Annotated in this window: 17 protein-coding genes and 2 tRNA genes; 9 read left to right on the forward strand and 10 right to left on the reverse strand. The window is 47.0% G+C overall.

What is annotated here, in order from left to right; translation table 11 throughout:
* Genes TREBR_RS02215 through TREBR_RS02240 form a run of 6 tightly spaced genes read right to left on the reverse strand, consistent with a single transcriptional unit; the run spans nucleotide 1 to nucleotide 8,086 of the window.
* The gene (locus TREBR_RS02215) at nucleotides 1–1,116 is read right to left on the reverse strand and encodes a glycosyltransferase family protein (protein WP_013757604.1); all 1,116 of its coding nucleotides are present in this window, start codon (nucleotides 1,114–1,116) and stop codon (nucleotides 1–3) included.
* Nucleotides 1,103–2,233, reverse strand: coding sequence for a polysaccharide pyruvyl transferase family protein (locus tag TREBR_RS02220; protein ID WP_013757605.1), 1,131 nt, complete (start codon nucleotides 2,231–2,233; stop codon nucleotides 1,103–1,105). Before TREBR_RS02220 ends, TREBR_RS02215 begins: the two co-directional genes overlap by 14 nt.
* 1 nt (nucleotide 2,234) lies before the next feature.
* Nucleotides 2,235–3,971 carry a thiamine pyrophosphate-binding protein gene (locus TREBR_RS02225; protein WP_013757606.1) on the reverse strand — a complete coding sequence of 579 codons (1,737 nt, stop codon included), beginning with the start codon at nucleotides 3,969–3,971 and terminating at the stop codon, nucleotides 2,235–2,237.
* 18 nt (nucleotides 3,972–3,989) lie between these two features.
* On the reverse strand, nucleotides 3,990–5,048 hold the full coding sequence (locus tag TREBR_RS02230) for an NAD-dependent epimerase/dehydratase family protein (RefSeq protein WP_013757607.1): 1,059 nt from the start codon (nucleotides 5,046–5,048) through the stop codon (nucleotides 3,990–3,992).
* Nucleotides 5,045–6,328 (reverse strand): hypothetical protein, encoded by a 1,284-nt coding sequence (locus TREBR_RS02235; protein ID WP_013757608.1) that lies wholly within the window; start codon nucleotides 6,326–6,328, stop codon nucleotides 5,045–5,047. The genes TREBR_RS02230 and TREBR_RS02235 overlap by 4 nt, the downstream gene beginning before the upstream one ends.
* Nucleotides 6,329–6,379: 51 nt before the next feature.
* On the reverse strand, nucleotides 6,380–8,086 hold the full coding sequence (locus TREBR_RS02240) for an oligosaccharide flippase family protein (protein WP_083816425.1): 1,707 nt from the start codon (nucleotides 8,084–8,086) through the stop codon (nucleotides 6,380–6,382).
* Between the two features lie 212 nt (nucleotides 8,087–8,298).
* On the opposite strand from TREBR_RS02240, the gene TREBR_RS02245 reads away from it, so the two are divergent.
* Entirely contained in the window at nucleotides 8,299–8,682 is a 384-nt protein-coding gene (locus TREBR_RS02245; protein ID WP_013757610.1) for a helix-turn-helix domain-containing protein, read from the forward strand.
* 36 nt (nucleotides 8,683–8,718) lie between these two features.
* Here TREBR_RS02245 and TREBR_RS02250 read toward each other — a convergent pair whose 3' ends face one another.
* Together TREBR_RS02250 and rpoN are read right to left on the reverse strand one after the other, a co-directional pair.
* Nucleotides 8,719–9,396: an HAD-IA family hydrolase gene (locus tag TREBR_RS02250; RefSeq protein WP_013757611.1), complete on the reverse strand. Its 678-nt coding sequence runs from the start codon at nucleotides 9,394–9,396 to the stop codon at nucleotides 8,719–8,721.
* A 2-nt stretch (nucleotides 9,397–9,398) separates the two neighbouring features.
* Nucleotides 9,399–10,961 carry an RNA polymerase factor sigma-54 gene (gene rpoN / locus TREBR_RS14600; RefSeq protein WP_013757612.1) on the reverse strand — a complete coding sequence of 521 codons (1,563 nt, stop codon included), beginning with the start codon at nucleotides 10,959–10,961 and terminating at the stop codon, nucleotides 9,399–9,401.
* Between the two features lie 57 nt (nucleotides 10,962–11,018).
* On the opposite strand from rpoN, the gene TREBR_RS02260 reads away from it, so the two are divergent.
* Nucleotides 11,019–12,398, forward strand: a complete 1,380-nt coding sequence (locus TREBR_RS02260) for a DUF1015 domain-containing protein (protein ID WP_013757613.1) — start codon at nucleotides 11,019–11,021, stop codon at nucleotides 12,396–12,398.
* Between the two features lie 111 nt (nucleotides 12,399–12,509).
* Nucleotides 12,510–12,592 (forward strand) — tRNA-Leu (locus tag TREBR_RS02265).
* A gap of 75 nt (nucleotides 12,593–12,667) precedes the next feature.
* Here the strand turns inward: TREBR_RS02265 and TREBR_RS02270 are convergent.
* Entirely contained in the window at nucleotides 12,668–14,203 is a 1,536-nt protein-coding gene (locus tag TREBR_RS02270; RefSeq protein WP_013757614.1) for a YifB family Mg chelatase-like AAA ATPase, read from the reverse strand.
* A 146-nt stretch (nucleotides 14,204–14,349) separates the two neighbouring features.
* Here TREBR_RS02270 and TREBR_RS02275 point away from each other — a divergent pair, with 146 nt between their 5' ends.
* Nucleotides 14,350–15,390, forward strand: a complete 1,041-nt coding sequence (locus TREBR_RS02275) for a LacI family DNA-binding transcriptional regulator (RefSeq protein ID WP_013757615.1) — start codon at nucleotides 14,350–14,352, stop codon at nucleotides 15,388–15,390.
* A 71-nt stretch (nucleotides 15,391–15,461) separates the two neighbouring features.
* Here TREBR_RS02275 and TREBR_RS02280 read toward each other — a convergent pair whose 3' ends face one another.
* Nucleotides 15,462–16,316 (reverse strand): PHP domain-containing protein, encoded by an 855-nt coding sequence (locus tag TREBR_RS02280; protein WP_013757616.1) that lies wholly within the window; start codon nucleotides 16,314–16,316, stop codon nucleotides 15,462–15,464.
* A 78-nt stretch (nucleotides 16,317–16,394) separates the two neighbouring features.
* On the opposite strand from TREBR_RS02280, the gene TREBR_RS14005 reads away from it, so the two are divergent.
* The 5 genes from TREBR_RS14005 to TREBR_RS02305 all read left to right on the forward strand — a co-directional run bounded on the left by TREBR_RS14005 (nucleotide 16,395) and on the right by TREBR_RS02305 (nucleotide 22,625).
* Nucleotides 16,395–17,639 (forward strand): Crp/Fnr family transcriptional regulator, encoded by a 1,245-nt coding sequence (locus tag TREBR_RS14005; protein WP_013757617.1) that lies wholly within the window; start codon nucleotides 16,395–16,397, stop codon nucleotides 17,637–17,639.
* Between the two features lie 38 nt (nucleotides 17,640–17,677).
* Nucleotides 17,678–17,750: transfer RNA gene (locus TREBR_RS02290), tRNA-Thr, on the forward strand.
* A gap of 173 nt (nucleotides 17,751–17,923) precedes the next feature.
* The gene (locus tag TREBR_RS13455) at nucleotides 17,924–18,820 is read left to right on the forward strand and encodes an AraC family transcriptional regulator (RefSeq protein WP_013757618.1); all 897 of its coding nucleotides are present in this window, start codon (nucleotides 17,924–17,926) and stop codon (nucleotides 18,818–18,820) included.
* Nucleotides 18,821–18,933: 113 nt separating this feature from the next.
* Complete coding sequence (locus tag TREBR_RS02300) at nucleotides 18,934–21,039, forward strand: methyl-accepting chemotaxis protein (protein ID WP_083816427.1); 2,106 nt, start codon at nucleotides 18,934–18,936, stop codon at nucleotides 21,037–21,039.
* A 56-nt stretch (nucleotides 21,040–21,095) separates the two neighbouring features.
* The gene (locus TREBR_RS02305) at nucleotides 21,096–22,625 is read left to right on the forward strand and encodes a methyl-accepting chemotaxis protein (RefSeq protein WP_013757620.1); all 1,530 of its coding nucleotides are present in this window, start codon (nucleotides 21,096–21,098) and stop codon (nucleotides 22,623–22,625) included.
* Nucleotides 22,626–22,629: the final 4 nt, after the last annotated feature.

Below are 22,629 nucleotides of genomic sequence, written 5' to 3' on the forward strand. Positions count from 1 at the left end.
TCAGACTATGTTTTCCAGTATGGTAATTACTGCATTTGCCGATATTTCTGGGGCAATGAAACCTTGCTCATAATTACGGACTTTTTCAGCCTGCGCTCCGATATCGAAACAGATTATATTGATGCCAAACATAATTAATTCGGAAACGGTATAGGAAAAGGTTTCTGCGCAGACAGAGGGGAATATAACTGTATTGATATTGTATTTTTCCATCAAATACGGTAACTCATCGTTTTTATAGGGGCCGAAATTTAGTACAACTTTATTTCTGCGGGCTTTACCATTTAAAGGTATCTTGCCGAATAAAACGATTTCTTTTTTATCGTAATAAGTCACTAAATCATTGACTATTTTATTTCCTTTTGCCACCGTATTGCAGCTGCCGACTATGGCAATTCTGGCGGGTTCTTCCGTTCTTATTTTATAAGGCTTGAAATGACAATAGGATAGGTCGTGCGGTTGTATATTGAATTTGTCGGTATGCAAATCGGGATATGCCTGCAAAATCATGTCTTTTGAGCTTTCACTGAAAACTCGAATTTCATCTATTTCAGAAAAAAAATTTTTCCAAATTAATCTCCATTCGATTATATCTGCATTAATTTTGCATTTATGGGTACTGCAGTCCAAATTACAAGAGAAATCTTTCGCTAGAAGCGTAAAATTCGGACAGATGCAGTGAAAGTCGTGTATCATATAGCAGACAGAGGCGTTTGTCTTATTTTTATATTCAATAATACTTTCAAGCATCCTTTTACAATTTGTATACGGAATGATAGAACTCACCGTTATTTTTGAGGGGCGTAAATTTTGAAACAAATAATCTAGCTTTTTAACGTTGAAAACATAATGTTTCTTTTCTCCATATTTATTTACAGTGATATATTTCGTTTTGAATCCGCGAACGTTTCTCATTATAAAAATATTTTTCGTATTTTTTAAATAGTTATTTTCAAAGGTTCTCGTCCCGCCGCCAAACGTATGTGTAATGAATAATTCCGAACAATTTGCATATAAATCATTAGGCCCTGTTCCCTTTTGGAAAGAAATGATGCAGGCTAAAAAAGTATCAAATATATTTCTGAATATATGATAAATAAATTTAATCACGATCATTTAAAAATTCGTTTATAAAACTGCGTGCTTGCCACTGTATTTTTTTTATGTCACAGCTGTATTTTCTTTCAAGCAAATCAAAATTGTAATTGTGAATGAACCTATTTTCCATTTCGCATAATGTAAATAAAGAATCCATTCTGCAATTCAAGCTTTTGTAGCGACCACTCAGCGGTATGACAGCGAACGACGTATCGGCCAAGATCGAAAATAGAGCGCAATGAAAACTATTGGTGATGACATATTCAGCATTTTTTATTAGTGAAAGCCACTCAGGGATAGTAGCAAATGTTTTTTGACGATTATCAACCAACCCGTTGCCTGTAATAAATTTGACTTCCAACTTTTTTTGTGCTGCCCAAATGAAAACTTCATTCAGGTTGAATGTGTTAGTATTGTTTAACATATACAAGACGATATATTTTCCTGTTTTATTTTCTGTAGTTTGAGCAATTTCATTAAAATATATTTGTGGATTTATTAAAAATGTCGGATCCGGACAGCATACGGCGCCTTCATAGCCGCATTTTGTACAAAGTGAGATACCTTTTTCTTCCCGAACTGAAACAACGTTAAATCGCTTAATTAACGGTTCTATTAATTTTATATATTCTTTTGAAATGGTATCCGTTCCCCAGCTCGCTGCATATGCGATTCTTTTTATTTTATCAGACCCGAAATTCAGAAAATATGCGTTGGCAATATTTTTATAACTTTTTATTGGAGAAAGTACGCAGCTCCACACTTGATCGCTACCCACAATGTAGCAGTCGGCGTCCGGTGGATTGGCTTTCAGTTCGGCGTAAGATTCATAGAGCAGGGCGGACTGTTTTATGTGATTTGCTCTAAATTCGTTAAATTTACGATCGTGGATTTTTTGTTCTGTGGCAATCGTATAAAACGTTTTTTTATTTTTCAGATAGGTATATAATAATACCGGATTACACACTTTCAGAAGTTTTATTGGAAGCGATTTTGACACGTCTTTTTCATATCTATACCGAATCAAATACGCATCGTGTCCTTGATCCCTCAAATATCTTTGCAACGCATAGCATTGCAGAATTTGTCCGTAATTATTCTGTGACCACCAAAAAGTCATTATTCCGATTTTCATATTATTTTTTTAACGTGTTTTTTATCAGATTCATTCCGCTGTCACCAAGTATGTTCTTTGCCAATCGTTTTGCCTTTCCGCCGAAACTGTCTTCCATATGCATAATCGATTCTAAAGCGCAGCTTTCATCTTCTGCAGAAGTAAAAACTTCAAATAAGATTGGCTGACTTACTGAATCTGTTGTAATAAACTGTTCGTATGTATTTTCAAATTCCGCTTTGGAACTTGCCGAAATATATTTGAACCCCAAATCTTCTGAATAATGTTTTACTAAATACTTTGATTTGTTGCCGAAATGCCCGGCCGCCGCCATAAAGGCATCTCCGTCTGTACCGAACTTTGCTGCCGGATGATTATAATTTTTAAATTCGGTACCGATACCGTTATTAACGAGCAAAATACGGACGTTATTTCCTATATGCCGAATACCGAGTACGTTCATGTCATAAAAAAACGCTAAATCTCCTGTTATACAGAAGTAAATTTTATTTTTATTTACCAAGGAAGCTCCAATTAAAGAAGAAACACCTCCGTCTATTCCGAACCCTCCCACGTTGGAAAATGTGGAAACGGAATCCGGTACCGTAAAAAAATTCCATGCTCGTAAAGTATTATATATGCTTAAATATGCACATGAGTCGGGAGGTAGCAGCGGGGAAATTTTGGACGCTATCCATATATTTGAAAAAGGCAAGTCCGGTATTTTTTCATACAGGGAAGTAAGCGTGCTTTTGCAAAAATCAAAATATTCATGGGCGACCTCCGTATTATCGGTTGCATATCGTATAAAAAAAATACTTTCCGGTATTTCAAATATATATCGAAGTTTTTTTAAATAATCGCGGATTTCACCATCTTCGCTGATTCTCCATACCTGTTCCGTTTTTATAAATTGGCTGTATGCTCCGGATATTTCGCCTATATGTATGAGTACATCGGCACGGTTACGGCCCATAACCTGATCCTGGCAGGCTACCAGATCATACAAAATTCTATACTTTCCGTTGTAGCCGCTGGTATGATCGCAAAATACGACTGCATTATGGGATTTACAGAAAGAATCGATTTCTGCGGTAAGTTTTTGAGACATAGGAGCGTGAGAACCGACGAATATCGCTATGCGACCTTTCGGTAATTCTGGAAAATCTTGCGTATCCGTAATCCGTCGAATAACTCTAACCGACGGCAACGTTTTTATATTATAGACCTTGCTGTATTCCGTCGGCAGATTGATGTGAACCGGTCCGCCGCCTCTGTGATTCAATTCAAGAAGTGCTTTATTTATTTTTATTTCGCAGTCCCAAAAATCATTTTCATCTTTAACAATCGGAAGCGTCACGGTTAACCGGACGGAATCAGTCGGCGGTGAGCTTCTGTCGATTACTTGTGCAATGTGATGCCCTATTTTCGATATATCCTGCGTTGAGGTAATCGCCAAAATAGGTAGTTTTCTGTAAAATGCTTCAGTCAGACCCGGCAGATAATTGCGTGAAGCAGTTGCTCCCGTACAACTTAAAATGACAGGTTGTTCCGATTCATAGGCTAAACCACACGCCATATAAGCCGCTGAACGTTCATCTACGCAGGAATATATCTCAAAAAACGAATCTTGCTGGACGCTGCCTACGAACGCCATATTCGTGGTACCGGGAGATGCAATTATCTTTTTTATGTTGTGAGCTTTCAATAAGGCAATAAGTATTTGTACATTTTTTTCATCCGTATAGGAGTGTTCCATAACAGGCCTCGATTTCATTTATTTAAGTAAAAATCTGAATAAAATATATTTGATTTTTTGTTTAATACTTCTTATTTCTTTTAACGGTGTATATTCATGTGTTAATCTGTCTTTATACGCTTCCGTTCGCCCATTCAAATAAAAAAACGGAGTATCTTTCAGAAATTCCGTTAGACAATCGGATAAGCCCTTTTCTGTATTTTTGAATGATTCAACGTCAATAAACTGCTTTATACGGGAATTGTCAAAAACTCTGTCAAACATTCTGTCGTATTTTATCTGATATTCGGCAAAATGACATTTCATAAAATCAGTCATACTGCACAACAGTACTTTCGGCGTATATCCCAATTCTTTTTTTAATACACCTACATATATATTCAGAACGTCATTCCATGACACTGACTGATTTCCCGTTATTTGAAATATGCGGCTATAAGCGAATTCATTACCGATCAGTGTATATAGCCCTCTTGCGACATCATAGCCGTGTGTCAGCGTGGTTGTTTTTTTTGCAATATTTTCAGAAAAAACGATCGTTCTGCCGTGTAAAGCCCTATATAACCATTCTTCTTTTTCAAGTACACCGAGCTGCAGCCGTATCTCCGAATAGGTGATATACGGACGAATAATGGTCCAGTTTGTTGTACCCGAATTACGCAGTATGTCTTCCTGTCGGGCCTTGGCGAGTGCATATTCATCCGTTGCAAGAAAAGCCGCGTCGGTAGAAATATCCAAAAGACGCGGTGAATCTTCGGTAATGGGTGAATCAGAATTAGCATAAACTCTTGAAGAACTCAAAAATACATACTGTTTCGTATTACTCAGCAGTTTTTTATAACGATATAAAAATTCTTGCGTAGTATATATCATAAAATCTACAATGCAATCATATTGCTCTTGCAGCAAGTTTTCCAAAAAACGTCTATCACGGGCATCGCCTTGTATATAACGGATATGGCCTTGCGAGTTACGTTTTTTTCTTGAAGTAACAACTGTTTCCACCCCGTCTCTATCAAGCAAATTCACCAGATGTTTTCCCATTGCGCCGGTTCCGCCGAGAATAAGGATTTTCATTTACCCAACACCCTTTTTTTTATATTTGAATATCGGCTTCCGAGCAGAAACCGAACACCGCGTATTGCCGTCCGTTTCAGCAAATACGGAAGTTTTACGATTACTGCTATGAAATACGGCGGAATAGGATTTCCGTTCTGTAACGCAAGGTCAACGTTTTCTTTAGCGAACACACTCGTTCGGTATAAAAGCCGTTGTTCACATTTGTATGCGAAGGCGTATTTCTTATAAAGCCTGATATCGAACACAGTGGAAAAATCGTTCAGTTTGCCGAGACTTTCAAGAGTCAGTAACGTCCGTAAACATTTGGAGCAGATAGAACAATTTTCAGCTGTTTGTGTTTTTTCTGACGTTTGAACGCATACGTTCAGAATTGTACGGGCAGGTGCATAATCGGCGACTTTTGAGGTTTTTTGCGTACGTGTGTACTGATGTCCATCAGAAATTATCTCAAGTCCGCCCCATTCTCCTCCGTATGTTCCCGCAGTACTGAGCAGCGGATAAAGATACGGCGAAGAATATTCATCAAGATTCGCTTCCAATCTTCCCGTTTCAAGCATTGCCTTGTACGTATTGGCTGACGGGGCATAATAAAGTCTCATTACTTTTTCAAAGACAAGTGCTCCTGCTCCGCGCAGAAGATCTCCGGCATCATACTCCCAGTGTGGTTTATAGAAATCAAATAAATTCGAATCCATCAAAATAAACGGAATTTCTTTCTGGTGTGGATAAGTTGAAAGGTATTTGAATCGGTTTTCAAATCTGGTTTGAACTTCTTTCGTTCTTTTTCCACCATGACTTCCCACGTTGAAAAAGAAGAATGTATTTATCCTGTATTCCTCATTAGGTTCTTTTTCAAGATGATCTATGATCGTCGTAAACGAATCTATACCGGCGGAAAAAGGAGCTCCTACTAAAGTTCCTTTTTCCATATGATTGATAAATCCCTTTACTGTTATATCGATTTTATGAAAAGAATTTTTATCTTCATTTTTAAGCGTCGTAGCAAAATCCGTTATAATGGCCTGAACATGGCAAATCACATTGCGGTACAATTTTTGGGAAACGAGACCGTCTATTATAATCGGTTCGTTGTAATACATTGCAGGATACAGTGCAGCAATGAGAAAGGCATCGTAATTCGTATCGGTAAGCATTCTTTCATATTCTATAGGAACTGAAAACCATATTTCTTTCGCCTTTGAAAACGTACATTCGGTATCGCATACGAGATAAGCCTTGTTTTCTCTGGTTTTCGTACGCAGATTCGATAGTTTCATATTTATTATCCTTAAAAATCAATAGGAATGTTTAATTTGCCGTTGCAGCGGTTAGTGCTTTTTCATACATTTATTTTTTATACTTTCAATAAACAGCTTTTTTTCATATGTATCCAAGCCGACTATAAATACCGTAAATGCAACAAATACCATTTCTAATACTGCAAATACGATAAGACTTTTAATATCTTCTGCATGAAACGGAAAAAATATCCCTGCGGTAAAACATATTGCGGTAACCGCAACACAGGGTAATGTGAGTTTTTTGAGGCAAAGCGTAAAAGAACCTTTTTGTATACATATCAGGAATACCATTCTTGCAAAGGAAATAAGAATCTCCAGTATCGCTCCGATTGCAAAAACACTTTGCGGGGCAAACCCCATTTTCAGTGCAGCAAATGAAATCGGTAAGTTAAAAAAGCTAATTATGCTCAGGGTTAATTGGTATGTTTTTATTCTTCCTGTTGCTTGATTTGCCGTCATAAGCGGGAGCGAAATTGATTCTGCAAGTGATTCCAAGAGGAGCAGTTTTGAAAACGGAACAACGTATTCGGGAACGACGCCGAGCCACAAGGCGAGTACTTGATTCATGTTCATATAAAGCGGAATGACGACGATGAGCATTAAAAAAAACGTCATCTTACAGCTTCGGAATAAAAAACTGAAAAAAATAGGATAGTCAAAAGATGCGTATAATTTTGTAATCTGTGGTTTTACTGCCGTTGAAAAATTTTGCGAAAAAACCTGCGTAGCTTGTCGTACTTGTAAAGCAATACCGCGTGAAGCATTCACAATCGGGCCGAACTGCGTGTTCAGAAGAATTGAAATGCCCTGTGACTTTATAATCCATGCAAAACTGCCGAAAAAATTCCATCCGATAAAACGGATCATTTCCGTATACAATTGCCTATCCCACATAAATCCCGTATGAAATGTTTTATTTCGTATTTTTGTTCTTCTCGTACAAGATGCGGAAGAACAAGTATCTGTTGCACCACATTCTCTATAGTGATAACGGCAGTATATCCGGTACAGCAGTGTCGTTATGAATGTAACGACAAAAAGCAGCACGCCATATACAATCAATTTATCATACGGCAGGGCTTGCAGAATGAACACGACGATAAGTTTCAACACGGCTTCCGCAATACTTACGTACGCATACACGTTCATATTTTCATGCGCAATGATAGCGGCCATATACGGAGTCGTCATCATGGTAATCACAAACGACAATACGGCAAATTGATAAATCCATTTTGCTGCAGTGAGCCGCTCCGCCGGAATGATAAGCTTGTTGCAAACGAACCACAAACCCGCCGTTTCAGCAAGGAATACGATTATCAGTACAATCAACGCGTAGATCGTAAGTGTAACGCCGAAAATTTTTATAAGCGCGGCGGTTTTCTCTGTTTCCGAAATATCCCCACGCCCCATCTCGAAACTGAAATACCGCTGGCTTGCCGTCGCCATTGCGCCGCTTAAGAAGCCGAACATGGTTACCACTCCGGCCACAACGTTGTAGATTCCGTAGTCTTCCGCGCCCAGCACGTTCAGCACCTCGCGCACCGTGTACAGGCTTACCAACATGATGAGTATTTGGCGGAAATAGAGCATGAGTGTATTTTTTGCTATGCGCCTAGCCGGCGTTTGATACATTGAATTATCCTGGCGGGGAATTTTTACACGGTTGCGGCTGTGGCTGATGGAGCGTGTACGGGATGATGCGCGGCGTATCGATGAAAATTCGTGCCGCATCGGACGATTCCTTCGGAACAGCCGAATTGCAGGGCGCACCGTGGAAACTTCCGTTTCGAGACTATTTGTAAAACCGGATGATCCCGCCGAAACTGGGTATCAAGAGGCGGCCTGTTGACCGTGTAAGATACTGAAATCTAAGTATTGCTAATAATATACTGTTAACTAAGTATATGTCAAGTATAGATACTGATATGTTGGTATAACAAGATATGTTTAGAGATCGTCTGAGAGATCAACTTGAATATAAAGGTTTATTGCGCAAAGAACTTTCGCAACTGACGGGAATCAGTAAACGGACAATAGATACCTATTTGGATAGACAGGCGGTGCTGCCGAATGTGGAAATCGGCGTCCGGCTTGCGAAAGCGCTTGACGTAACGGTTGAATATCTGGTGACCGGTGAAGATTCCGGTTCCGTTCGCTGCGGAGACGTTTTGCCCGCAAAATACGCGCCGTACCGGCTGCTGTTTGAAAAAATCATTCAGCTGCCTGAATCGGTTCAAAATGAGATAGACAGTTTTGTCGATTTTAAATGTATGGAAACCAAGAAAAAACTCAATCAAGAGAAAAAAAATGCGATTACGGCTGGTTAGGTAGGAAATTGTCCGCAGCCCTTCCGGACCGCGGCATCAGTGGCTGCGTGCCAAGCGGGCGAGCAATGCCGGAATGTCGTAAACCGAACTTATCACGTACGTCTTCGCATCAGAATCCGCGTGCACCTGTGATACTGCGGAGTCGATTCCGCTCTGCTGTTTGACTAAAACCGCCGTACCGCCGATGTGTACGTAGCCGTCCGTGTACTTTTTGTGGTCGTCGAAAAAAAGCGTTTCGGAAACGGTCGAGCCCGCGCCTTCGATCGCCGTAAGATACGCCTGCGGATACGGTTTGCCTTTGAAACCGTTCGACTGAATGTCGTATATTCCGGTGAACAGGTCCGCTACGTTCAGAAAATCAAGAACGCGGAGCGCGTGTATTTCGGGTGCGTTCGTCAGAACCGTCATCGGCAGGGCGAACGACTGCAGCAGGCTTCGTAAATGCGGATCCGGAGTCAGTTCTTCAATTTCCTGCGGCGGATGTACCGCTGCAAAATAGGCATCCGTGTCCGTCAGTCCGTGTTCGCTTCTGAGCCATTCGAGCGTAGTTCCGTAATTCGGCAGTCTCCGCTCGCGTTCCTTTACCGCCTGTTCGTACGATACGCCGAGCAATTCCGCGGTAAAGTGCAGCATTCTGGTCGTTATTCCCCGATCCATTGCTGCGCTGGCCGGATACAATGTGTTGTCAAGATCCAATAAGAGATGGGTGAACATGGTTATTTCCTGTCGAAAGACGAATCTATGTTAAGTTCCGTCCGATATTTTGCTACGGTTCTCCGGGCCGCGCGTATTCCCCGTTCCGCAAGCAAGTCTGAAAGTTTTTGATCGGAAAGCGGCTTCGCGCCGGGGTGCGCCGCACGGTATCCGTCTATGAGCGCTTTCAGTTCAAATTTTACGCTTTCCTTTGAAAGCGGTGCGTCCCGCTGCGTGGCTCCCGATGCTTTCGGCAGCGGTGCGAGCTGCGGCGCATTCGCGCTTACCGGTGCCGCCTTTGCGCTTACCGGCGATATATTCGCGAGCTGCGGCGCATTCGCGCTTACCGGTGCCGCGCGCGACACTTGCGATGAAAAGAAATACTTGATTTCAAACAATCCCCATTCGCATTGCAGATACTTGCCGTTTGCGATGCGCGATACGGTCGTTTCGTGAACGCCGACGATTTCCGCGATGTCTTTCATCCTCAGCGGTGCGAGCGCTCGCGGTCCCGCTTCAAAAAAAGCGCGCTGTGCGGATACGATCGCGCGGCCCGTTTTGAGAAGCGTCGATTCGCGCTGCTCGACTGCCGAAATGAACCATTGCGCGTCGCGGACGGCTTCTTTTGCGAATTTTCGGCCTTGTTTTTCCGATTCGGTTTTCGGCAGCGGTGATTCGGCCAGTTCGGTAAAAACAGGCGAAAGCGCAATTTCCGGAAACGAGCTGCGAGTGAGTTCAACTTCAAACCGCCACGCGCCTTCCTCGTCCGCCGGCAGCCGGGTAACGCGGATATCCGGAGAAACGTACGCCGTTGCCGAACTCGCGTAATTGCGTGCCGGCAGCGGATCAAGGGTTTTTATGAAGTCGAGCGCTTCCGTTACGGACGCTTCGGTAAGCGGCGGCGGTATTTCGTCCGTCTCGGCGAGCGCCTGCAATTTTTTCAGCACGAGCGGCGGCCGGGGTTTTTCAAGAAGATCAAGCCGTCCGTTCAGCAAGTACCGTGCGAGCGGCGGCACGTAGGGTGCGTTATCCGCCTGTATCAGCAGGGTTTCCGTTACGTCGGCCGCGGCGCATCCTACCGGGTCCAAATGCCGTATCGTCCTGATGCACCGATTCAGCAGTTCCGGCGTTTCTTCCGGCCGTGCCGGATCCAGCAGCGATTCCGGCGGCGCAAGGTGGAATCCTCGCGAATCGAGGTTACCGATAATCTTTTCGGCAAGATGCAGTTCGGCCCGATCAGAGGTCTGCAGCCGGTATTGGGCGGTCAAATGTTCCTGCAGCGATTCTTCGGGCTGCGGTGCGCTTTCTATAAATGCCTGAAAATCGTCGCTCGCAGCCGTATTGCCGCCGGACGAAACGATCCGCTCTCCGGTGCGTGCCGATATTTTACTGACCGTTACGGTTTCCGGCTGCGCGTCGCGCGTTATTTCCAGCGCCGGATTCCGCTGCGTTTCTTCATATATATAATCGCGCAGTTCGGCCGCGTTCATCGTCAGCAGTGAAAGCGATTGGAGCATCTGAGGATTCATTTTCATGTGCAGCGATTGCCGCTGCTGCTGTGAAACGTTCATGCTGAATCCCGGCATACATCCTCCATACGTTAAGTATAGCATAAAATCCCCGTTTTACGGTATACTGTCGCCATGAAAAATTTTGATAAGTTCGGACTGTCTGTCCCGCAGATTTTGCTGCCGCGGAATTCAGGCGATTTGAAATCTTGGGCCGTAATTGCCTGCGATCAGTATACGCAGGATCGCGGTTATTGGAAAAAGGCGGAAGCGGCTGCGGCCGGAAATCCTTCCGCACTGAATCTCATTCTGCCGGAAGTATATCTGAACGACGCCGATAAATCCGAGCGTATCGCGGAAATTCACCGCTGCATGGAAGCGTATCTTAAAAGCGGTGTGTTTGTCGACCCCTTCGAGGGGTTCATATATCTTGAACGCACGACGGAATACGGCCGCGTCCGTAAAGGTTTGATTGCGGCCGTCGATCTTGAAACGTACGAATGGAAGCCGTTTTCAGCGGCGTTGATTCGTGCCACGGAAGCGACGATTCCCGAACGTATTCCGCCCCGCATGGAGATCCGGCGCGGCGCCGCGCTCGAATTGCCGCACATCATGCTGCTGGTAAACGATCCGGAACGTACGCTGGTTGAAGCGTGCGGAACCGCGGTAAAAAACGGCTGCACACCGCTGTACGACGGCGAATTGATGCTCGGTGCCGGACGGCTTGCCGGATACGGCGTCGCGGGCGCCGCGCTCGACGGAGTTGCAGCGGCGCTTGAAAAACTTTCCGCGGCCAATACCGCGGCGGACGGTTCCGTGTTCCTGTTCGCCGTGGGCGACGGAAACCATTCCCTTGCAACGGCGAAAGCCGTTTGGGATGAGTACAAGCGCTCCCTGACGGCGGCCGGTGCAACGGACGGGCAGCTGAAACAGTCTCCCGTCCGCTACGCGCTTGTTGAAATCGTCAATATATACGACGACGGTTTAACGTTCGAGCCCATTCACCGCGTGTTGTTCAACGTTGATCCCGAAAAATTGTTGGCATACTGCGCGGAGCAGCTCGGCGGCACCGTTACGGAGTGCCCGTCCGCCGACGCTCTTGCGTCGAACGTCGGCGTATGCGGCCGTCCGCACGAATCGGGTGCGTCGTTCGGATTCGTGTATCCGGACGAACAGGGAAACGCCCGATATTTCTGCCTGAAGACTGCCGTTACGGAACTTGCCGTAAGCCGCCTGCAGCCGGTTTTGGACGTATTTTTGAAAGCTGCCGAAATGGGCGCCGCGTATAACAGCAAAGACGTCCCCGAAATCGACTACATTCACGGCAGCGAAGAAGTGTTCAGGCTCGGTGCGCAGCGGAATGCGTGCGCGATCCTGCTTCCGCCGATCGCAAAAGAAAGCTTTTTTTCTACGATTGCGGAATGCGGTCCGCTGCCGCGGAAAAGTTTTTCAATGGGTGAAGCCAGCGAAAAGCGCTTTTATCTTGAAGCCCGCCGGTTGTTCGGCGACAATTGACGGTGATTGCCGACGATTGACGGTGATTGCCGACGATTGTCGGTACGTACCGAAGAATCCGCGCCGGTATCTTGATTTTTTTTATCGCGTGTGATAAAGTATAAAAACCGCGCCGGCGTGGTGGAATGGTAGACACGACAGACTCAAAATCTGTTGCGGGTGACCGTGTAAGAGTTCAAGTCTCTTCGCCGGTAGGAAGGGGCTGTCCAAGAAGTTGTTTAATACACTTCAAACGGGCAGCCTTTTTTATTGCCGCACGTGCCGCCGTTTCATTCCGAATCTGCGTATAATTCCGTATGCAAACCTCCTTCGTTTTTCCGGTAAGTTATCGCTTCCCGTATATGCGTTTCCGTAATGATATCTTCACGCTGCATATCGGCTATCGTCCGGGCAAGTTTCAGGCAGGCGGATACGGCGCGGAGTGAAAAACGGTACGTGCGTGTAGCCGTTTCCAGCAGCCGTTTCGCCGGACCGGTTTGCGGACAGTAACGCTGCAGTTCTTCCGGCAGCAGATTCGCGTTGCTTTTTCCCTGCCGGTCGTTTTGAATCGCCGCAGCCTGGGCGATTTGCACCCGTAATTCCGCCGTAGACCGGCATTCGGTTCCGTCCGCCGGAAACACCGGAATCCGCATATCCATTCGGTCGAGCAGCGGCGCCGAGAATTTCTTCCAGTACTGTTCGACCGTGCGGGCGCTGCATAAACAGATTTTTCCCGGTATGCCGAAATTACCGCAGGGGCAGGGGTTTGCCGCGGCGAGCAGCTGAAATTGCGCCGGGTACGTCGTCGTTCTGCCGGCCCTGCTCAGCGTGATTCGGCCGCTTTCAAGCGGTACGCGCAGTGTCTGCAATACGCTTTGCTTGAATTCAAACGCTTCGTCAAGAAAGAGCACGCCGTTGTGTGCGAGCGATATTTCTCCGGGACGGCATAAAATTCCGCCGCCGGCGATTCCTTCCATGCTCGCGCTTTGATGCGGCATTCGGAACGGCGCCTGCGTGATTTCCGCATGGTCGGGCGGAAGCAGTCCCGCGAGACTGTAAATGCGGGTAACCGGCCGGGACTGTTCGGCGGTCAGCAGCGGCAGCAGCGCCGGAAACCGCTGCAGCGCGAGCGTTTTACCGCAGCCGGGCGCACCGTACGCGAGCACGTTGTGTCTGCCGGCGGCGGCAATCTGCAGTCCGCGTACCAAAAACGGCTGCGCTTTTACATCCGCGAATTCAAGAGCCGCCGTCGTTTCCTGAAATTCGGGGAATCCGGTACTCCGCGGCGGCTGTTCACCGGCGGAAACGAACGCTTTGGGGTCATAGAGTGCCTGAAACGCCTGCCGCACGTCGCCCGCCGCGCACACGCGCATTCCCGGAACGGCAGCCGCTTCCGCCGCGTTCGCTTTCGGAACGATACAGCGCGAAATGCCGCGTTCCGCCGCAGTTGCCGCCGCCGCGTATATTCCCCGTACCGGCCGGATTTTACCCGAAAGTTCCAACTCGCCCATAACCAAAACCGCCGCCGTTTCCGCGCACGTGCAGGGAAGTTTTTTTGCGGCCGCAAGCACGGCGAGTGCGATTGCAAGATCAAAGGCGGCTCCTTCTTTTTTGATATCGGCCGGCGACAGGCTGATAAGAATCCGTTCGGGCGGAAACTCGAATCCCGCGTTCCGGACAGCTGCGCGCATTCGCTCCCGCGATTCGCGTACGGCTCCGTCGGCAAGTCCCACCATATCGATCGCGGGAATACCGCGCCGCAAGTCTACTTCGACGGTTACCAGACTTCCTTCGTAACCGAACGGTGAAAAACTGAATATGTGCATATGATTCCTGAAAACGGAAGATTTATATATATTATTGGTATTTTTTTGCATGATTTGTACGTTTTTTACAGTGTAATGCGTTAATTCTGAAAAGAAATCCGTTTTTTCGTTGATTTTTTGGGAAAACAGTTTATAATAGAAGTGTTATGACAAAATCGGGTAAACCAACAATTAAAGATCTTGCGGAAAAAGCAGGCGTTTCAAAGACGGCCGTTTCTTTTGCGTTTAATTCTCCTGAACGGATTTCGTCCGAAACGTATCAGCGAATCATGGAAATTGCCGAAAAAATGGGATATTCTCCGGATCCCGTGGCCCGTATTTTGGCAAAACGGGAAACGAAATCGATCGGCATTCTTCTGCCGCAGTCGATTCCCGAAACGTTTCAGAATCCGTATATTACCGAAATTCTCCGCGGAATCGGATCCGTGTGCGATCGCGAAGGGCTGTCCATATTGGTGTTGTCACCGTTCAAGGGAATAATTGCCCATACGATACTGAACGCCGCCGTCGACGGACTGGTGATTATCGGTGTTACGGGAACGAGCGACGTTCACGCCGTGTGCCGCCAGCGGAATATGCCGTACGTTACTATCGACGCCGGGCAAAGTTCCGATTACGTTAACGTCGGTATCGACGATAAAAGCGCCGCCCGGAAGCTGACGGAAATGCTGCTTGAACACGGGCACCGGCGCATCTGCGTTTGTACGCTGGAACCCATTTCCACCGATTTGACGGATACCGCTTCATCGGAAACGATGCAGGCCCGCCGGGCGGGGATTTTTGAAGCGGCGCGGCACGAACTTGCCGAAAACGCCGGCGCCGTTTATTTTGTGGATACCGGTGCAACGTACGAGCGGGCGTATCAGATCGCCTTGCAGGAATTGAAGCGGAAAGACCGTCCGACAGCCGTCTGCTGTATGGCGGCCATTCAGGCGTACGGATTTTACCGAGCCGTGCGGGACGTGGGGCTTTCCATTCCGGAAGACGTGTCGGTGGTTACGTTCGACGCTTTGCCGATGAGTTCCGTCCTGTATCCGCAGCTGACGGCGGTAAATCAGCCCGGATTTGAGAAAGGTGAAGCAGCCGCCGGTCTGCTGGTTAAACTGATCGCGGGAGAGGCGTGCCGTTCCGTAGTGCTCGATTCCGACATATGGGCCGGTAATTCCGTTGCGGCGGTAAACGGCTGATTTTCCGGTTCGCTGCCGTTTCAAAAGGGCGCGGCGGTCTCGTTCCGGCGCGTCTTCATTTTGCAGCCGATTCAGTGCCGGGCACTGCCGAGACGCGGCTCCAGCTCTTCAGTCCAGAACCGATCGGAGATTTTTTCCGCGCCGCTGGAATGTCCTATTTTTCTGTCTTTGCGGACGTTTTCTCCGTGGAAATCGCTTCCGGCGGTAACGAAAAAGCCGAGTTTCCGCGCCAGTTCTTCAAGCCGGAGCGCTTCGGTTTTGCGCGCTCCGGGATGAAACGCTTCCAGTCCCTGTATGCCGCGTTCTTTCAACTCCGCAAGAACCGGTTCCATTTTGCCCCATGAAACGTACAAAGACAGCGGATGTGCGAGCACCGGAATGCCGCCCGACTTGCAGACGGCACCGATAGCGTCGTCCAAATCGGCTCCGGTCCGTTCCACGTAATACGGCCGGCCTTTGCCCAAGTACGTATCGAACGCCTGCTGCCGGTTTTTGCATATTTTTTGCCGAACGAAATATTCGGCGATATGCGGTCTGCCGATAATCGCGCCGGGATATGCGCTCTGCAGTTCGGTAAGTGAAACGTCGAATCCGTCGTTTTTCATTTTTTCTATGATCTGCGAATTCCGATTTTTTCGGCCTTCCTGCAAAAAGGCGATAATGCGTGCAAGTGCCGGATCGGTGTGCTGCAGTCCCAAACCGAGCAGATGGAATTCCCCGGTGGGCCATGAAACGTTCAGTTCGATACCGGGGACGAACGTAACGTCTGCCCGGCTTGCCGCGTCCGCCGCTTCGGTAAGTCCTGAATCGGTATCGTGATCCGTGAGTGCTAAAACGCGTATACCTTTTGCCGCCGCGTATGAAATCAATTCGGACGGCGGAAGGCTGCCGTCCGACGCGGTTGAATGGGTGTGTAAATCAATCATGCTGAAAGCATAGCATAAAAATCGATTTTGTGTTATCATAAAGAAAATGGATTTTCATAGATAAACGGGGGGAATACGATGCCCAAAGCTACACCCTTTACGAAAGGTTCGATTATTTATTTTTCGGGCGACAAAGACGAGCGGATTTTCATTCTGCAAAAAGGGATGATCCTGCTGACCAGTGCGGATATTGAAACCGGTAATCCGGTAACGGAGCATATCCGCGAGGGGGAATTTTTCGGCGTAAAATCGGCTTTAGGTCATTCTCCGCGCGAAGAAACGGCAACCGTTCTGACCGATTCCATTACGATTTCGATGACGGTGGCGGAATTTGAAAAACTGTTCAGCAGCAATAAACAGATCATCATGAAGATGCTCCGCGTGTTTTCCAATCAGCTGCGCGCCGTTCACAAGAAGAGCGAATCCATTTTGAGCAGCGGCAAGGAAGTGAACGTTCAAAACGGTATGCTCGCCGTTGCGCAAAGTTTTTACGATGAAGAGCAGTATCGTTCCTGCTGCGACGTTTGTCTGAAATTCTTGAAATTGTACGCGACTTCCGCAGCAAAAGATCAGGTTGTCCGATTGTATGCGGATGCAAAACTGCGTATGGACAAAATGCAGCACCGCGTGAATCGGATTGAAGAAACGACAACCGCCGATATGTCCGGCGCAATGAAGCAATTTTCGCTGCCTGCGTTTGCCCGGTTTGCCAAAACGTTCGAGCCGGGTTCCGTCATCATTTCAGAATACGAACCCGGACAGACGTTTTATCTGATTCAGTCCGGTTCCGTTCAGCTGGTAAAATGCGCGAACGGTTCGCGCAAAAATCTTGATATTCTGCGTCCCGGTGAGTTTTTCGGTGAAATGGCAATTCTTGAAAATTCACCGCGTTCGGCTACGTGCGTGGCGATCGATACGGTGGAAGTACTTGAATTCAATAAGGAAAACTTTGAAGTTTTGATAACGGGAAATCCGCAGATTGCGCTGATATTGCTGAAACTGTTCTGCAAGCGCATTTACGATCAGAAGCGGCGGCTGCGTATTTTGGTCATTTCCGATTTGTCGGCGCGCATTGCCGACGTGTTTTTGATGTTTGACGAGATGACTCCGCCGGTTAATCCGAACGATAAAGTGCGCCGGTTCAGTTTGACGATTCCCGATATTTCGCATTGGGCCGGTTTGCCGCTGGAAGCCGTGAGGGATGAAGTCAACAAACTGGTCGAAAAGCGTAAAATCGAAGTGTTTGACAATTATATTATTGTCAACAATATTGTGGATATGAAACGTCTTGTTGATTCCCGGCGGACTCAGCGAGCCTCTTGACCACTTTTATTTTTTTTGGTATAGTAACGTTCGTTATTGCCAACTTAGCTCACCTGGCAGAGCAGCACCCTCGTAACGTGCAGGTATTCGGTTCAAGTCCGAAAGTTGGCTCTTTCAAAAACCGCTGGTTTCTGCCGGCGGTTTTTTTATGCCTTCGCACGCGGCACGAGAGTAGGCGGCAACTTGTATCCGTATCGGATTTCGTTAAACTGAGCATTCAAATCTTGCATTTTACTTGTCAAGTTCGTATTATGATATCAAAAATACTATAAGGACAAAATAGAATGGCATTTTTGTTTAAAGAAAACGGTTTTTACGATGAAAAACGATTCATCATTTCGAGGAAGTTTCTGGCTGAATGGTGCGTGCATCCGCTAGTAAAACCGCTGTACGTGTCCGGAACCGGTTATATTCCCGAAGCCGTACATCACGGTGTAAACAGACAGGAAGGTGTTCCCGGTTACCTTATGCTGTACTGTGTTTCAGGGTGCGGAATCGTTGAATTGGATTCCGCAAAGATACCGATACAGGAAAAATCCGTATTCTGCATTTCGCCGAATACTGCGTATCGGTTATATGCGGATGCGGAAACGCCGTGGACGCTGCTGTGGGTTCATTTTGACGGAACCGACGTTCCGTTGTTGCCTTTGAATACGGATCATCCGATTCTGATTAAATCGATGCAGGATGACAACAGGATACAATTTTATTTCATCAGGCTTTTCGATATTCTCAGTTACAGCAGGCTGCTGGATAATTTCATTTGTGCGTCGAGCATATTGCGGATCATTATTTGCGCCGTTTTTTTTCTAGAAAGAACTCCTACTGATGGAATTGAAGACCATTATTTTGCGTTAGCCAGCCGATATATGCAGGATAATTTGGATAAAGTGCTGTTTCTTGACGAAATTGCGGAGCATCTGCATATTTCAAAAAGTTGTTTAAATACGGTTTTCAAAAATAAAACGGGTCTTGCTCCGATGGAATATTTTATAAATCGAAAGATCCAACAAGCGTGTAAATATCTGCGGCTGACCCGCTTATCCGTCTCTGAAATAGCAATGAAAGTCGGATATACGGATCAGTATTATTTTTCACGGTTGTTCAAAAAGGCAACCGGCGTTTCACCGAAAGGGTACCGAACAAAAAAAGAAAACGATCATTTATTTTATTTTATGTAAATTTTGTAAAAATGTCCATTAAAAAAGAATTTTCTTCATTTTTCCATTGACCATTCAAGATGTATCTTAGTTGAAATAAGATACATCTTTGGAGGTCGATTTTTTTGAACGGAATGAGATTGTCTGAAAATCAGAAATCTAAAAAAGGTAAAATCCTGTACGGATTTGTGGCGGGTATGTTGATCTGTTTGACTGTTGTTCAGGTCGTACAAGTCAGATATCTGTCAGTATTGGAGCAAAAATATTCGGAATCGGCATATGAAACTTTTTGTTTGCAGGTGGTAAAAAGCCGTGCCGCGCAGATTTCGATGGCTGCCAGAATGTATAATGCGGAATTGCGTTTTTTTACCGACGACAAGGCGGTACTTTCCGGCAGCATTCCACGCATCCGAGCGCTGCTGGCAGAAAGCGGAAATTTTGCGACTGAATATTTTATGTCCTTCGGATTTATCGATATGGACGGAAATCTTTATTTATCGAACGGTGCTGTTCGCTCGGTTCAAGACTATCCTTATTTCAAAGTGCTTGTGAACGGTAAACTTGGTTCATATGTAACCGAACCGTATCTTTTGGCAGGAGAAGTCATTACCATTGTTGCAAGGGCAGCTTACGATGCGTCGGGAAAACTGATAGGTTGGATTACCGGCTGTGCCAATGTACGTGTCTTTGAATCGATAATCGACGCCATTCACATTGGCGAAAACAGCCGCGCCGTTATACTTGCAGGAAACGGCGCGGTCGTTGCGCATACGAACAGCTCGCTCGTTTTCAATACGAATTACATTGCGCCGGCAGACGATTCCGCGGTAAGCGAGACTCTCGCTCGAGCTGCACAGAATATGGTCGCTTTGCAGAGCGGTTTAGCTTCGTTTGCAGACGACCGGGGCCGGGTGTGTCTGTTTTACAGCCCGATTGACGGAACTGAGTGGTCGTTCGGTATTGAAATACCGTTTTCGCAGATTTACGAACAGTCGGATCGTATTCATCAGGTGATGCTGTTCGTCTGCATCGGTATCGGCGCCGTACTGTTCCTTTTCAGTGCCTTGTTTTTAGCAAAGGCGCTGAAACCGCTGAAAGCAGTTGAAAAGGCCATTGCCGGCATTGCGCACGGCGAGGCCGATTTGAAATACCGGATCGATATAAACCGCAACGACGAAGTAGGGCGGCTCGTAGACGGGTTCAACGCTTTTATGGCAAAACTGCACGAGATCGTTTCAAACGTAAAACATTCCGAAACCGATCTGATACAGGTTGAAAATCAGCTCAGGGAATGCGTGGAAAATTCGGCCAGTTCCATGATCGAAATTACGGGCAATATCGATTCCGTTGCAAAGCAGATTGCCAATCAGTCCGCCGTCGTAGATCAGACGGTCAGTTCCGTTACCCGCATTACGGAAAATATCGATATGCTGGAGTCCATGATTCAGGAACAAGTGTCGGGCGTAACGGAAGCGTCCGCTGCGGTTGAACAAATGGTCGGAAACACGAGTGCGGTCAGCAGCACCGTTGAAAAGATGGCGGGAAAATTCAACGAATTGGAATCGTCCGTTACGGACGGACTGCACTATCAGCAGTCGGTGAACGATGCGATCGTTCTGATAGCGCAGCAGTCTTCTGCGCTTATGGAAGTGAATACGGTTATCGCCGATATTGCCGATCAGACGAATCTGCTTTCAATGAACGCGGCGATAGAAGCCGCTCACGCCGGAGACGCCGGAAAGGGATTTTCCGTCGTTGCCGACGAGATTCGCAAACTTTCGGAAACGTCCGCAGCGCAATCGCGCACAATCGGAAACGAACTGAAAAAAATCCTTGCGTCGATCGAAAGCGTCGTGCGCGCGTCGGAAAAATCGAAAGAGGTGTTTACCGCCGTATCGTCGCACATACGGCAGACCGACGAAGTCATCCGCCAGATAAGTTCGGCGATGGAAGAACAGCAAATCGGTTCCAAACAGATTCTCGATTCGCTGCGCATCATGAACGACAGTACGGCGAACGTCGATTCCGCGTCAAAAACGATGGCCGCGGAAAACGAATCTATCCTCGCGGAGATAGAAATGCTGCAGAATACGGCCGCCTCGATTACCTGCAGTACGGAAGAAATGACCGCCGGTGCGGCGTGTATCAATTCGGCCAGCAGCACATTGTCCGATGTTGCCGCGGCCGTGTCAGATTCGATTCAGAGCATTAAAACTGAAATCGATACGTTCAAAATATGATCTGCCGCCGGTACTGAGAGAAAGTGCGTTCGGCGTCCGGAACAGAAGGAGTTGTTATGAAATTATCGCTTAAATTACGGGTTACGGGAAGCTTCGCGCTGATTTTAGTACTTACGGTATTGGTCGGTGTCGCGGGCATTATGGGGATGAGAATTATCAATAAAAAAATGACGGACATGTATGCGAATCATACGGAGTCGATGCCGTATGTTGCATACATGATCCGTTATTACAATCAGCTGCGATCGACGGTACGCGGCGCGCTGGTCTTTACCGATCAGTTGGAGCAGTCGCGTAAAGACGACGACGCTGCGGAAATCGGGTTTCGGCAGGCGCTGAGCGATTTTCGCTCAAGGGTTTCGGATCCTGCAGTGCTGGACAGCTGTAACGAACTTGAGGTGGCGTTCAACGAGTTTATCACGTATAAAACGGGCGATTTACGGAATCTGATAAACACGTATGCCGAAACCGGTAATCGAGAGGATCTGCTGGCGGCAAAAGCGCTTATCATGGATCAGGGAACGGTTTTTCAGACGAGGATCGGCGGAGCGTTGGACGACATGCTGGATCGGAAAATTGAAATGGCTTCAACGGAAAACGCGCAGTGCGACGAGATCGGCACGCTGCTGCTTATGGTCATTTCGGGACTCCTGTTCTTTGCCGTAGTTCTCTCCATTTTTATTGCCGTAAACGTTACCAATTTTATTCTGCATGCGATCGGCGGTGAGCCGCATTACGCGGTCGAAATGCTTTCGCGCATCGGCAACGGCGATCTTTCCGTCCATGTCGACGTAAAACCGCACGACACGTCGAGTATGCTGTTTGCCGTACATATCCTGTCGGATAAGTTGCGGGACATTTTACAGGTAATAATCAGCTCCTGTTCGCAAATTTCCGCGGGAGCCGCTCAGATCAGTTCAGCCAGTCAGAGCGTGTCGAGCGGTGCCTCCGAGCAGGCGGCTTCTACGGAAGAAGTGAGCGCCACGATGGAACAGATTGCGTCGATCATCAAACAGAACGCCGATAACGCCGAACATACGTCCGTTATTGCCGCAAAAGCCGTCGACTCGAGTACGCGCGGTAATCAAGCCGTTTCGCGTGCGGTAGAAGCGATGGAAGCTATCGCGTCAAAGATCAATATAATAGAAGATATTGCGAATCAAACGAATCTGCTCGCGCTCAACGCAGCCATAGAAGCCGCGCGTGCCGGAGAGTCGGGGAAAGGTTTTGCCGTCGTGGCGAGCGAAGTCCGTAAATTATCCGAAAGAAGTCAGATCGCCGCGTCGGAAATCAAGGATCTTTCCGTACACAGTGTGGCGGTTGCCGAAGAAAGCGGAGAGCTTATCAGCGGCATGGTTCCCGACATTCGGAAGACCGGCGATCTGGTGCAGGAAATTGCCGCGGCTTGTAAAGAGCAGAATACCGGCGTTCAGCAAGTTACCGGTGCAATCGTGCAAATGGACGGCGTAACGCAGCAGAACGCCGCTTCGTCCGAGCAGCTCGCCGCAATGGCTGAGGAATTGGCCGCGCAGTCGCAAACGCTGCAGGATTCGATCGTTTTTTTCAAATTGGAAACTGATAATTAAAGGA

The sequence above is a fragment of the Treponema brennaborense DSM 12168 genome, assembly GCF_000212415.1.
Lineage (GTDB): Bacteria > Spirochaetota > Spirochaetia > Treponematales > Treponemataceae > Treponema_F > Treponema_F brennaborense.